This window comes from Bifidobacterium sp. UMB1197, from assembly GCF_030217745.1.
Classification (GTDB): Bacteria; Actinomycetota; Actinomycetes; order Actinomycetales; family Bifidobacteriaceae; genus Bifidobacterium; species Bifidobacterium vaginale_B.
Map to the genome: position 1 here is coordinate 67,019 of NZ_JASOOL010000002.1, position 12,931 is coordinate 79,949.

Sequence of the window (12,931 nt, forward strand, 5' to 3'; positions counted from 1 at the left end):
ATTTGACTAATAAATAAACGCTTAAATAGCCAATTGGAAAGTCTTAATAAGTGGCTTTTTGATTGGCTATTTTTGATTTTTGACTATAGATTTTTTCTATAGATTTTTGAATACAGTTGGCACTCGGGTACTTAGAGTGCTAATCTTCATTTAGCACTCAGTTTAAACGGTTTAGTCAACAGCTGACGGTTGATTAGCTTTAAAAGATTTGAGTGGGTGTCCATAGTTAAGTTATGTGGAGGAATAATGGCAAAGATTATTGCCTATGAAGAGGATGCCCGTCAGGGTATGCTTGCTGGTCTTGATAAGCTTGCAAATACAGTAAAGGTCACACTTGGACCAAAAGGTCGTAATGTAGTTTTAGATAAGTCTTACGGTGCTCCAACAATCACCAACGATGGCGTTTCAATCGCTAAGGAGATTGATCTCGAAGATCCATACGAGCGCATTGGTGCAGAGTTGGTAAAGGAAGTTGCTAAGAAGACCGACGACGTTGCTGGTGACGGTACTACAACTGCTACCGTTTTGGCTCAGTCTTTGGTTCACGAAGGCTTAAAGAACGTTGTTGCTGGAAGCAATCCAATTGCTCTTCGCAGGGGCATTGAAAAGGCTTCCGAGGCAATTGTTAAGGAATTGCTTGCATCTGCTAAAGATGTTGAAACCAAGGATCAAATTGCTGCTACTGCTACTATTTCTGCAGCCGATCCAGAAGTTGGCGAAAAGATTGCAGAAGCTCTAGATAAGGTTGGCCAAGACGGTGTTGTTACTGTTGAAGACAACAACAAGTTTGGTCTTGATTTGGACTTTACCGAAGGTATGCGTTTTGATAAGGGCTATATTTCCCCTTACTTTGTAACCAATGCAGAAGATCAGACTGCTGTTTTGGAAGACCCATACATTTTGCTCACTTCTGGTAAGGTTTCTAGCCAGCAAGACATTGTTCATGTTGCTGAACTTGTTATGAAGTCTGGAAAGCCATTGCTTATTATTGCAGAAGATGTTGATGGCGAAGCTTTGCCAACGCTTGTTCTTAACAAGATTCGTGGCACTTTCAACACTGTAGCTGTTAAAGCTCCAGGCTTTGGCGATCGCCGTAAGGCAATGTTGCAAGATATGGCAATTTTGACTGGTGCTCAGGTTGTTTCCGATGATCTTGGCTTAAAGCTCGATTCTATCGATGCTTCTGTGTTTGGTCATGCAGCAAAGGTAATCGTTTCTAAGGATGAAACAACTATTGTTTCTGGCGCTGGCTCTAAGGAAGATGTTGAGGCTCGTGTTGCTCAGATTCGTGCAGAAATTGAAAACACCGATTCTGATTACGATCGCGAAAAGCTTCAGGAGCGTCTTGCTAAGCTCGCTGGTGGCGTAGCTGTTATTAAGGTTGGCGCTGCTACCGAGGTAGAAGCCAAGGAACGCAAGCATCGCATTGAAGATGCAGTGCGTAACGCTAAGGCTGCAATCGAAGAGGGCTTGCTTCCAGGCGGCGGCGTTGCTCTTGTTCAGGCTGCTGCAAAGGTAGAAAAGTCTGCCGCAATTGCCGATCTTAAGGGCGAAGAAGCAACAGGCGCTGCAATCGTGTTCCGCGCTGTAGAAGCTCCAATCAAGCAGATTGCTCAAAACAGCGGTGTTTCTGGAGACGTTGTTCTTAACAAGGTTCGCGAGCTTCCAGAAGGCCAGGGCTTTAACGCTGCAACCAACGCTTACGAAGATTTGATGGCTGCTGGCGTTACTGATCCAGTTAAGGTAACTCGTTCTGCTCTACAGAATGCTGCTTCTATTGCTGGTTTGTTCTTAACAACCGAAGCTGTTGTTGCCAACAAGCCAGAAAAGCCAGCTGCAGCTCCAGCTGGCGGCGCAGAGATGGGCTACTAAATTAAATTAACTCTTTGATTGAGTCTGTTTAGTTATCAGGCATGAGCGGTAAAGTTTTGGCTTTGCCGCTCATGTTTTTGTTTTTGTAACTTGTTTTTGTAACTTGTTTAGTTCATTGCAAATAGCGATGTTGCTTGCGCTTCTGTATCCATGTAGATGTTAGAAGCATTTTGCATTGCAAGCTGAATTGCCTCTAGTGATTGTTCCATTTGCTGGTGCGCTGCTCGCCATTGTGTGGCGGTTGTTGCAAACTGAGTGGCAGCAGGACCAGTCCACACGCTTTGCAGCTGCTGAAGATTTGCGTACATTCCGTTAGTTGCATCTCGAATTGCATTAATCGAAGATCCAACTGCTGCAGCAGATTGCTGAATCTGTTCTGAATCAACTCTAAATTGTGCCATTTTTACTCCTTAATGCTTGTAAATTGTGTTTTGTTATGCTTTATCTCCGTGTTATTTAATGCTTGTGTAGAAATGACGTATTAAACCCAATTTTTGCTATTGTTTCTTGTAATCTAAAAACACGGTATTATGAATATATGCCGTCAAGCGATTTTGTCAAAGATTTTTTTACTAATGTGGTTAAAGGCTTATGCGCCTTTATAATACTTGTGTTTTTGGGTCAAATTGCTTTATTTGCCAGCCCTGTTTTTGCTCAAGAAAAGTCAAAAAATAGCGATTCGGCAAATAAAAATCCTAATAATTATGGCATTGTTACTACGGATTCAATCACAGATACAGAAAATCTTCTAGGGGACTCTGTTGCAAAAGTTTCCGACATGATTGCTAGCACAAAAAAGCAAACAGGTGTTTCTGTGCGACTTCTTTATTTAGCTAATTTTAGTGGCAGCAAAGATCCATCAAAGTGGGCTAGCGATTTATTAACAAGCACAAATCCTGCTGCAAATACTGTTCTTTTAGCAGTTGCCACTCACGATGGAAGACTTGTTGTGGCAGTTTCGCCTAATTCCGATGAATGGCTTAAAAGAAAAACAACCGTCGACTTGTTGTCGGATGCAGCCTATAGGCCATTAGTTAGTGCGCAAGGAGCCGACTGGTCTAAATCTGCGATTTCGCTTATGAAGCAGATTATTCGCGCAAAAAGAACGTCGATTACACCTTCAACAAGCATTATTGCAACTGTTGTGATGATTGTTGTAATTCTTGCATTATTTGCCATTGTTGCGCTTATTTTGTATAGAAGAAATTACGTGTTAAAGCAAGTTGCACTAGGATTTAGAAAAGCCAAGAGAAGGCATGCTGCGCACAAATAAATCTATTTTTTTCAGGAAACACTCAGGAAACATTCAGCTTTATAAGTGATGCTAAACAGTATGGGTAAGAATGTAGAAGCATCAATTGTTGTGGTCGACGACGAACCTTCAATTCGCGAACTTTTAGTTGCATCGTTGCATTTTGCAGGATTTGACGTAGAAACCGCTGCTTCTGGGTCGGAAGCAATTGAAGTTATAGAACGTGTTCATCCAGATCTTATTGTTATGGACGTTATGCTGCCAGATATAGACGGTTTTACCGTTACAAGGCGAATTCGTCAAAACGGTGTAGCTGTTCCGGTGTTGTTCCTTACTGCAAGAGACGATACGCAAGATAAGATTATGGGCTTAACGGTTGGCGGAGACGACTACGTTACTAAGCCATTTAGCCTAGAAGAAGTAGTTGCTAGAATTCGAGCAATTCTACGCAGAACCCAGGAGGCAGAAGAAGACACTCCTGTTGTTAAAGTTGCAGATTTAGAGATTAATGAGGATTCTCACGATGTTTCTAGAGCTGGAGTTCCAATCGAACTAAGCCCTACAGAATACAAGCTTTTGCATTATTTAATGGATAACGAAGGCAGAGTTTTGTCTAAAAGCCAGATTCTTAATCACGTTTGGCAGTACGATTGGGGTGGAGACGCTGCAATTGTTGAATCCTACATTTCTTATCTTAGAAAGAAAATCGACGGCATTGAGATTAAGAACGACGATGGTTCGTTAAAGAAAGTTGTTCCGCTTATTGAGACCAAGCGTGGAATCGGTTACATGATTCGTGTTCCAAAGGCAGGGCAAGCCTGATTATGAATAGTGGCAAATCTACGGAAGTCGCTATTTATAATCCTGCTGTTGCTAGCGAGAACTCGGATTATGACGGCAAAGAAGCGAATTCTAATAAAGATCATAAAGCAAGAAAATGGATGCGCAAACATCTTGATGCAATACCGCTAAGCACTCGATTACTGGCATGTACTCTTGTTGTTTTAACTATTGCTGCATTTTGCATATCTTTATCGATTAGGCAGTTAGTTGGAAGCTACTTGCTGGATAAAACTGATGCTCAGTTGGCAGACCAGGCTCAGCTTATTTACGACAATATAGATTTGCTTAGAAGCAAAGATTCAAAAGAGCCTACGGTTGGCCCTAACGATTATTTTTTGCAAATTCGAGACACTAACAACAAGATTATTACAACTCCGTTAGTTCCACCTCTTAAGGGGAATGTTGTTTCTATGCCAACGCTTCCAGAAGATGGTGAAATTAACAACGTTGTTGTAAAAAGAAAGCCTTTTACATCTCCTGCAGTAGTTAAGGGTGATCTTAAAAGCATTGATGAGGCAACTGCAAAGGTTGCTCAGTCGCCGTGGCGTGTGCTGGTTCTTACATGGGGTCAGCGAAGCGGTTACAACTCAGAAATGCGTGTTAGGGGTTACGTTTATATAGCGCTTTCGTTAAGCGACCAAATGGACACTTTGGATACGCTTACGCGATACTGCTTAATGGTTAGTATAACTGTGATTCTCCTTGGAGCGGTTTTGGCTGCTTTGATTATTCAGTCAACGCTTGTTCCACTAAAACGAATAGAAAAAACTGCGTCTAAAATTGCTTCTGGAGATTTAAGCAGGCGAGTTCCTTCGGCTCCAGAAAATACGGAAGTTGGTTCTTTGGCAGCTTCGCTAAACTCAATGCTTTCTAGGATTGAGCAAGGCTTTAATGATCAAGAAGCAATGACAGAAAAAATGAAGCGTTTTGTTTCGGACGCTAGCCATGAGCTTAGAACGCCTTTGGCAGCAATCCACGGTTATGCCGAGTTGTATTACATGTGGAGAGGTGTTCCAGGGCAGCAAGAGAAGGCGGATGATTCTATTGCTCACATTAAAGCTTCCAGCGAAAGAATGACGGAGCTTGTTGAAGATTTGCTTTCGCTAGCGCGATTTGACGAGGGGCGAGGAATCAATGTTTCTCAAACTGTTAATGTAACGCCAATTCTTAAAGATGCTGCAAATGATTTGCGAGCGCTTGATCAAGTTAGAGTTGTTCAACAAGGAACTTTGCATTTAGCAGACGACTTAAAGCTAATGGATTGTTCTAAGCCTACAAATTGTAGTCTTGATCGAAAATTTATTTTTACTCCAGGGCAGCTGCCTAATGTTATGTTAAAGGGCGATGGGGCAAGATTACGCCAAGTTCTTACTAATATTGTTGGAAACATTCATCGTTATACTCCAACTGATTCTCCAGTAGAAATAGGAATGGGGATTTTTAAAGCTTCGATTAGTCCCGAAGCTTTGCAAAAAATGAGCTCTGTTTCTAAGTCTCTTAAGGATTTTTTGGAAGCTGCAGAAGTTAGCCAATCAACGGGCGCTGGCAATTCGTATGTTGTTATTAGAGTTGTTGACCACGGTCCTGGTGTTCCAGAAGAATCCTTGCCTCATATTTTCGAGCGTTTCTATATTGCTGATCCTTCTAGAGCCAGAGAAAAAGGCGGTACGGGTCTGGGTATGTCTATTGCGCAATCTGTTGTTAAGGCACATCATGGTTTTATTTGTGCAACAACGTCTTGTGCATATAGAACTAGTTCTAATCAAGATAATGAAGATGATTCTATTGATAACACAATGAGTGGCGTTGAATTGAAAAATGATGGCTCGGAGGATTCTAAGCCTCATGGCTTAACGCTTACGGTTGTGCTTCCAAACGTTATTCTTGATGAGGATACAAGCAATACTAATAATGCTAGCAATGCAATCGATGTAGAGAAAACAGAAAAATAGACTAATCTATTCTAGATGTTCTGCATATTGTTTTTAAGATTGTTCTGGATTATTTAGATTGTTCTAGATTCATGCGCTACAATGGAAGCAGTGTGAATCTTTAGAGATTATGTGGATTGTAGTAAAATAGATAGTTCGCATAAAGTTTAGTGAATTTGAGTGAGGTGTGTTATGCCCAACGGGCGCGTTCGTTGGTATGATTCCAAAAAGGGATATGGCTTTATAGTAGATGAAGACGGCAAAGATGTGTTTTTGCCTTCTTCTGCATTGCCAGAATCAGTAAAAGAATTGCGTAAAGGTGCACGCGTTGAATTTTCTGTTGTAGAAGGTCGTAAAGGCCCGCAGGCAATGGGACTTACCCTTGTGGCTTCTGCTCCTTCTTTGGTAAAAGCTACAAGGCCAAAGGCAGAAGACATGGCTGCAATTGTAGAAGATCTTATTAAGCTTTTGGATTCTGCTGGCAACGGCTTGCGCAGACGCCATTATCCGTCTAGTGCAGAAAGTAAGAAGCTTGCTCATTTGCTGCGTGCTGTGGCAGATAATTTTGACGTACAAGATTAACAGTTAACAGGATTTTTTATGGAAGATGAAGTAATAAATCCACAGGATCTTGCTTATAAAGTTGCTGTGGAAACTTCTGAGCGCGAAAACGCTGTAGGCGATTTTGTAGGGAAAGTGGATATTGGTAGCAATGTTACCGATTTTCGTTTTGCCTGCACTATGCTTGGGTATGAAGGCTGGCAATGGTCGGTAACGCTGTATCACGACGAAGATGCTGGGCGTTGGACGGTTAACGAATCCAGTCTTGCTCCAACAGAAGATTCGTTACTTCCTCCTCCTTGGATTCCTTGGAAAGACAGGCTTAAGCCTACAGATCTTTCGGTTATGGATTCCATTGGAACTGCCGAAGATGACTCCAGGCTAGAAGAAGGCGTTAATGAGCAAAATAATGAAGACGCTCAAGAATCGCCAGCAGACACAGAGCAAAAAGATGTAGAGCATACAGACGCAGAGCATACAGAGAATACGGAAAATGGCGAATCAACAGAAGATTTTGAAGAGGCTGTTGAAACTTTCCGATTAACCAGAAAAAGGGTTATGACCGCTCAGGCTATAGCTCAAACTGCAAAAAGATGGTATGCAGGCCAGCATGGACCAAAGTCGCTTTCTACTAAGATTGCAGACGGAAAAGCATGTTCATCTTGTGGTTTTATGATTCCACTTGCAGGAAGCTTGGGAAACATGTTTGGCGTTTGCGCAAATATGTGGAGTCCAGATGATGGGCGAGTGGTGGCGCTTGATCACGGATGTGGAGAACATTCCGAAATAGAGCCCCCAGAGCCTTCTCAGCTTTGGATTCAATCGGAGCCAGCTTACGACGATTATCACATTGAAGTTGTGCCTCAATCACCTAGAGAAGAGCGTGCAGACGTTGAGCTTATAGAAGAGGCAATCGAAGATAGTAAAGAAAATCGCCAGGAGCGACTTAAGCATACACACGTTGAAAACGAGTTGGATAGCGAAAAAAGTAACGACGATGATTCGCAATCCAATGAATCAAATGATTAGTGCTGGAAGATTCTAGACTGTGGCATTGTGCTAGAGTCATGGCAACTCGTTACCATGGAACGAAGGATAAAAACGGAAGGCAATTATGTTTGAACGGTTCACTGACCGCGCTCGGCGTGTTATTGTGTTAGCTCAAGAAGAAGCGCGCGCTCTTCAGCATAACTACATTGGCACGGAGCATATTCTTTTAGGCCTTATTAGAGAAGGCGAAGGAATAGCCGCAAAAGCCTTGAGTGCAAAAGGTGTAGATTTAGACGGTACGCGCAAACAAGTAAAAGAGATGATTGGCATTGGAACGGTTTCTCCTAGCGGCCACATACCTTTTACTCCGCATGCTAAGCAAGTGCTTGAGCTTAGTTTGCGTGAAGCTTTACAGCTTGGCCATAGTTATATTGGCACGGAGCATATTCTTCTAGGCCTTATTAGAGAAGGCGAAGGCGTTGGAACGCAAGTGCTTATTAAAATGGAGGTTGATTTAGGCGACCTTCGTAGCACAGCAATGGATTTGATTCGTGGCAATTCTGGCATACCTGCAGATGGTCAAGGTGCCGATCTTGCCAACGCTGGAGGAGTACAAGATAAGCGCAATCAGTCTGGTTCTGCTTTGCTAGACCAGTTTGGAAGAAATCTTACAACCGAAGCGCAGCAGGGCAAGCTTGATCCTGTTATTGGGCGTTCTAAAGAGATTGAACGCGTTATGGTTGTTCTTTCTAGAAGAACAAAGAATAATCCTGTTCTTATTGGCGAGCCAGGTGTTGGAAAAACAGCTGTTGTAGAAGGTCTTTCGCAAAAGATTGTTGCTGGGGATGTGCCAGAAACACTAAAAGGCAAGCAAGTTTATTCTCTTGACCTTGGCTCAATGATTGCTGGGTCTCGTTACCGCGGTGATTTTGAAGAGCGCTTAAAGAAGGTGCTTAAAGAGATTAAGACTCGCGGAGATATTGTTCTATTTATTGACGAGATTCACACTATTGTTGGAGCAGGCTCTGCAGATGGTGCCTTAGGTGCTTCCGATATGCTTAAGCCTATGCTTGCGCGTGGTGAGCTACAAACAATTGGTGCTACAACTACAGACGAATATAGAAAGTATATTGAAAAGGATGCGGCTTTGGAACGCAGATTCCAGCCTATTCAGGTTCAAGAACCTTCTATTGCAGAAACAATTGAGATTCTAAAGGGCTTGCGTGCGCGTTACGAGAATCATCATCATGTGACTATTACAGATGGTGCTTTACAAGCTGCAGCCGAAATGTCTGCTCGATATATTCAAGATAGAAATTTGCCAGATAAGGCAATTGACTTGATTGACGAAGCTGGCGCTCGCTTGCGTATTAAGCGCTTAACAGAGCCTCCTGAGCTTAAAGAACTTGATTCTAAGATTTCTAAGCTTTCCGATAAAAAAGACGAAGCTATTAAGAATCAAGACTTTGAAAAAGCAGCTGATTTGCGCGATGAGCAAGAAAAGCTAGAGGAAGATCGCAAGACTAAAGAGCAAGCTTGGCGAGAAGGCGAATCCAATGTGAATATGGTTGTAGACGAAGATGTTATTGCATCTGTTGTTTCGAATACAACTGGTATTCCTGTTGTTAAGCTAACTCAGGCAGAATCTAAAAAGCTGCTTGGTATGGAAGCAGAGCTGCATAAGCGCATTATTGGCCAAGATGAGGCTGTTTGTGCGCTTTCTCGCTCTATTCGTCGTGCGCGAGTTGGCTTAAAAGATCCAAAGCGTCCTTCTGGATCGTTTATTTTTGCTGGACCTACTGGCGTTGGTAAAACGGAACTTGCTAAGACTTTGGCTCAGTTCTTGTTTGATGACGACGATGCTCTTATTCGTGTAGATATGTCGGAGTTTGCAGAAAAGTATGCAGCTTCCCGTCTTTTTGGTGCGCCTCCAGGCTATGTTGGCTATGAGGAAGGTGGCGAGCTTACAGAGAAGGTTCGTAGAAAGCCATTCTCTGTGGTCTTGTTTGACGAGATTGAAAAAGCTCATCCAGATATTTTCAACACATTGTTGCAAGTTTTGGACGATGGCCACTTAACAGATGGTCAGGGGCGAAAAGTTGATTTTAAGAACACGATTATTATCTTGACTACAAATCTTGGTACTCGAGATATTGCTAAGGCGGCAAATACTGGCTTTAGTCTTGGAAACAATGCGGATGCGTCTTATCAGCGCATGAAGGATCAGGTTAATTCCGAGCTTAAGCGTCAATTCCGCCCAGAGTTCTTAAATCGCTTAGACGATACTATTGTGTTCCGTCAGCTTACGGAGCCAGAAGTTCGCCAGATTGTTGACTTAGACGTTAAGCGTTTAAATGATCGACTCTTTGAGCGCCATATGGCTTTGGAACTTACAGACAAGGCTAAGAATCTTCTTGCGCAGAAGGGCTTTGATCCACTTCTTGGAGCAAGGCCGCTACGCAGAGTTATTCAGCGAGACATTGAAGATGCAATTAGCGAGAAGATTTTGCTTGGCGATTTAACAGACGGCGAATGCGTTGAGGTTGATGCTGAAGGCGAAGGATTGCTTGGAGAATTTATTTTCCGTGGCAGAAAGTTTGATTCAGCAGATAGCAGCTCTAAGCCAGTTGAATCTTTGGATGCAACTGATTCTTTAGATTCAACTGAATCGCAAGAATCCGCAGAATCGCAAGAATCCGCTGAATCTGAATCTTAGTTGTACGATTTAAAATCTTAATTAAGATTTCTTAATAAATTTAGTCTCCGTTAACATGCAAGCTATAATGCCGCAAGTTAACGGAGATTTTTTTGATTCGTGTCTTTTTTAAGCGTTTTTATCATTTCTAGAATTTGCTTTGGATTTGTTTCTGGCAAATAAGAGCTTGTAACAGCTAGAGATATTTGCGCAAGCTTTGCAGAATCACAATAGCATATATACACAGGCCTATTAGTTGGTTGGAATTTTTTCTTAAAGAAGTACAACGATTTAAAACCGTACGCTGGCTCCAAAATATCCGACATCATCTCTAGAGTATGAACAATTATTTCGTTTTGGTTATTAATAACGCTATCTTTATTTTGCAAAGAGGCCGAATTACTAGAATCTTCCGAATCGCAAATATCGGTTATTCCTGCAAGAGGAGCTGCAGAAAGGCTCATAAACTCTACAGCAGATTCTGGATTCTCAAGGCCTTCGTCTCTTAAGCGTTCTGCCATTCGCGCAATAAGAAGTTCCATAATTCCATTAGGACTATCTGTTCTATGACGCATAAAATCAAGAGTCCAGCCGATTACGCGATTGTTGCTATAAGTAGGCATCCAGCTGGTTACGCCAAGAACTTTGCCATTATCGTCAATCGCGTACAAAATCTTTACTCTAGAATCGTGCAATTCTTCTAATCCGCCAAGAGTAAATTTCATCTCGGGAAGAGATTTAAGTTCTGCCCACTCTTCCGAAATCTCAATAATCTGTTGCTTAACATTCCACGGAGCTTCGTTGTAGGTGCTAAGAACATCTGTTATGCCATCGCGCTTAGCTTTATTTATAGCAGTACGAATATCCTGCCATTTTTTACCTCTAGTTTGCCATTCTTTAGGGTAAACTAGCATATCGCTTCCAACTTTAATAGACATAAAACCAAGAGATTCTAGGTTTTTTCTATCTTCATCGTGCACAGCGTAGAATGCTGGAGACCAAGAATTTTGCTCACAAAGCTTAATAAATGATTTTAAATCTTGATTATATTCAGATTTGTCTCCAAAAGGACCAGTCAAAGTTAAAGCAATTCCGTACTTAAGCCTGTATGCTATTGCCGAGCGTTCTGTGTTGGAGAACCAATAGTGATTATCTGGCCAAGTAGTCATAAAGCTCATTGTGTCTCCGCCAAAATGAACTAACTGACTTGCTTTTTTGCGGTCTTCTTCGTTAATTGTAACTTTGTTTTTAAACCACATAAGGCAAACAACAAAAAGAACAATCCAAAGAAGAACTCCCACGCACTGAGCAGTAGCAGATGCAAGAGGCGTTAGAGGAGTAAGCATTGCGTTTGATCTTAAGCCAAATCCCATAGGCATCCAACGCCCTGGAAGATCTTGCAGTAAATGATGCAAGTCTGCATGAGGTTTAAACTCGTTAGGTGCAATTAATCCAAAGCAAATGTAGCCTATTCCAGTAGATAATATGGCCAAAACTATTGCTGTTAAGCCAATTCTTCGCTCAAACTTGTCGCTATGATTTTGGAAGTGCTTTATGTTTATAAACAATAGTATTGCAATTAATAGCGGAGGCAGAGCGGTAAGCATAAAGGCTATAGATGTGGCATTATTCTTGTGAGAAATCATAGCTTGCTTAGCTGCAATCAACGGCAAAATTGCAAAGTACATGGTTGCATACACAGCCGTAAGCCCGTTAATTGTTATAGCAGCATAAGCTGCAAGTCGCCTTCCGCGTAAAAGACCCCAAGATATAATCATTAGAGTAACAATAGGCAAAAGAATGCGAATCCAAAGACCGCCAATTGTTGCGTGTTGCAAGCCAGAATGAAGCAAACAGCTGCTGGAGCTATAGTTCGATATACATCTTGCAAGCCAAGGTTTTGTACCCATTTGTGGAGACATAAACAAGCCTAGTGTTGTTAGTATTCCAGCGTGAGATCTTGAAGACAATGCAAGAACAGGGCCTAACGCCATAATAAGCTGCGTTATTGAAAAAAGACGCCTAATTTCGTAGTCTGTTCCATGCCACCAGCTTGCGCTTTTAGTGGTATTAGTTTCGTTGTTTTTGTTCATTACATTGCCAATAATATGGCCGCAAATCGCCGCAAAAATCGTGCAATAATCTCCAGGATTTCCACTATAAAGAAGCATTGCCGAGGTTATTGAATATCCCAAAACAAGCATTCGTCTGCGCCATAATATTGATTCGCATGTTGCTGCAGACATAAACGCGCCAACAAAAAGCGTAAAAGGCGAAAGTCTAATTGGTATTCTCGTAATCCAATGCATGTTGCGAATAATTGCCGAAAGATTGCCAATTAGTGTGAGTCCTAGCAAAGTTCCAATAAGCGTGCTAGATACAGAAACAAAAAGCAAGCGTATTTTTCCAATTCTTGTTTCTGCTAATCCGATTAAAACCAAAGAAAGAATAGCGTTAACAGCTAGAGACGGAAAACTGTTTACAAAGAAAAGCGAATGGAACAGTTTAAGCAAAAGTTGAGGAATGTTTCTATGCCCAAAAAGGAATGTGGAGCCAATTTTTGGCTTATGGTACGAGAAAAACTGTGCAAGTGTAGCGTTTGTGCCGTAAGTGTAAATGTGCATTACGGTACGGAAAATCCAATGTAAAAGGTTTATAAGCAAAAATACAAGCGTGATTTTTACTGCAAGAACTCTCTGAGACAGCCAGATTCTAACATCATTACTTAGTATAGATAAATGATGTTTTGCTGTTGACTTGTGATTTTTTGATAAAAAGTTTGGCATG

Annotated in this window: 8 protein-coding genes and 1 pseudogene; 7 read left to right on the forward strand and 2 right to left on the reverse strand. The window is 41.8% G+C overall.

Annotation, left to right across the window (positions count from 1 at the left end; all coding sequences use genetic code 11):
• Positions 1 to 246: 246 nt before the first annotated feature.
• Positions 247 to 1,872 carry a chaperonin GroEL gene (groL, locus tag QP420_RS01560; RefSeq protein WP_415688591.1) on the forward strand — a complete coding sequence of 542 codons (1,626 nt, stop codon included), beginning with the start codon at positions 247 to 249 and terminating at the stop codon, positions 1,870 to 1,872.
• A 107-nt stretch (positions 1,873 to 1,979) separates the two neighbouring features.
• On the opposite strand, the gene QP420_RS01565 is transcribed toward groL, so the two are convergent.
• Positions 1,980 to 2,273: a WXG100 family type VII secretion target gene (locus QP420_RS01565; RefSeq protein ID WP_415688590.1), complete on the reverse strand. Its 294-nt coding sequence runs from the start codon at positions 2,271 to 2,273 to the stop codon at positions 1,980 to 1,982.
• A gap of 137 nt (positions 2,274 to 2,410) precedes the next feature.
• On the opposite strand from QP420_RS01565, the gene QP420_RS01570 reads away from it, so the two are divergent.
• The 6 genes and pseudogenes from QP420_RS01570 to QP420_RS01595 all read left to right on the forward strand — a co-directional run bounded on the left by QP420_RS01570 (position 2,411) and on the right by QP420_RS01595 (position 10,165).
• The gene (locus QP420_RS01570; protein WP_415688589.1) at positions 2,411 to 3,145 is read left to right on the forward strand and encodes a TPM domain-containing protein; all 735 of its coding nucleotides are present in this window, start codon (positions 2,411 to 2,413) and stop codon (positions 3,143 to 3,145) included.
• Between the two features lie 60 nt (positions 3,146 to 3,205).
• Positions 3,206 to 3,946 (forward strand): response regulator transcription factor, encoded by a 741-nt coding sequence (locus QP420_RS01575; protein WP_060786749.1) that lies wholly within the window; start codon positions 3,206 to 3,208, stop codon positions 3,944 to 3,946.
• Between the two features lie 2 nt (positions 3,947 to 3,948).
• The gene (locus tag QP420_RS01580; protein ID WP_415688588.1) at positions 3,949 to 5,919 is read left to right on the forward strand and encodes a sensor histidine kinase; all 1,971 of its coding nucleotides are present in this window, start codon (positions 3,949 to 3,951) and stop codon (positions 5,917 to 5,919) included.
• A 171-nt stretch (positions 5,920 to 6,090) separates the two neighbouring features.
• The gene (locus tag QP420_RS01585; RefSeq protein WP_060786747.1) at positions 6,091 to 6,480 is read left to right on the forward strand and encodes a cold-shock protein; all 390 of its coding nucleotides are present in this window, start codon (positions 6,091 to 6,093) and stop codon (positions 6,478 to 6,480) included.
• Positions 6,481 to 6,498: 18 nt separating this feature from the next.
• A pseudogene (locus QP420_RS01590) lies at positions 6,499 to 7,399 on the forward strand (DUF3027 domain-containing protein); the annotation flags it as partial.
• Between the two features lie 174 nt (positions 7,400 to 7,573).
• The gene (locus tag QP420_RS01595; RefSeq protein WP_060786746.1) at positions 7,574 to 10,165 is read left to right on the forward strand and encodes an ATP-dependent Clp protease ATP-binding subunit; all 2,592 of its coding nucleotides are present in this window, start codon (positions 7,574 to 7,576) and stop codon (positions 10,163 to 10,165) included.
• A 77-nt stretch (positions 10,166 to 10,242) separates the two neighbouring features.
• Here the strand turns inward: QP420_RS01595 and QP420_RS01600 are convergent, their stop codons facing one another.
• A complete protein-coding gene (locus tag QP420_RS01600) occupies positions 10,243 to 12,930 on the reverse strand; it encodes a bifunctional lysylphosphatidylglycerol flippase/synthetase MprF (RefSeq protein ID WP_481616373.1) in 2,688 nt (895 codons plus the stop codon).
• Position 12,931 lies beyond the last annotated feature (1 nt).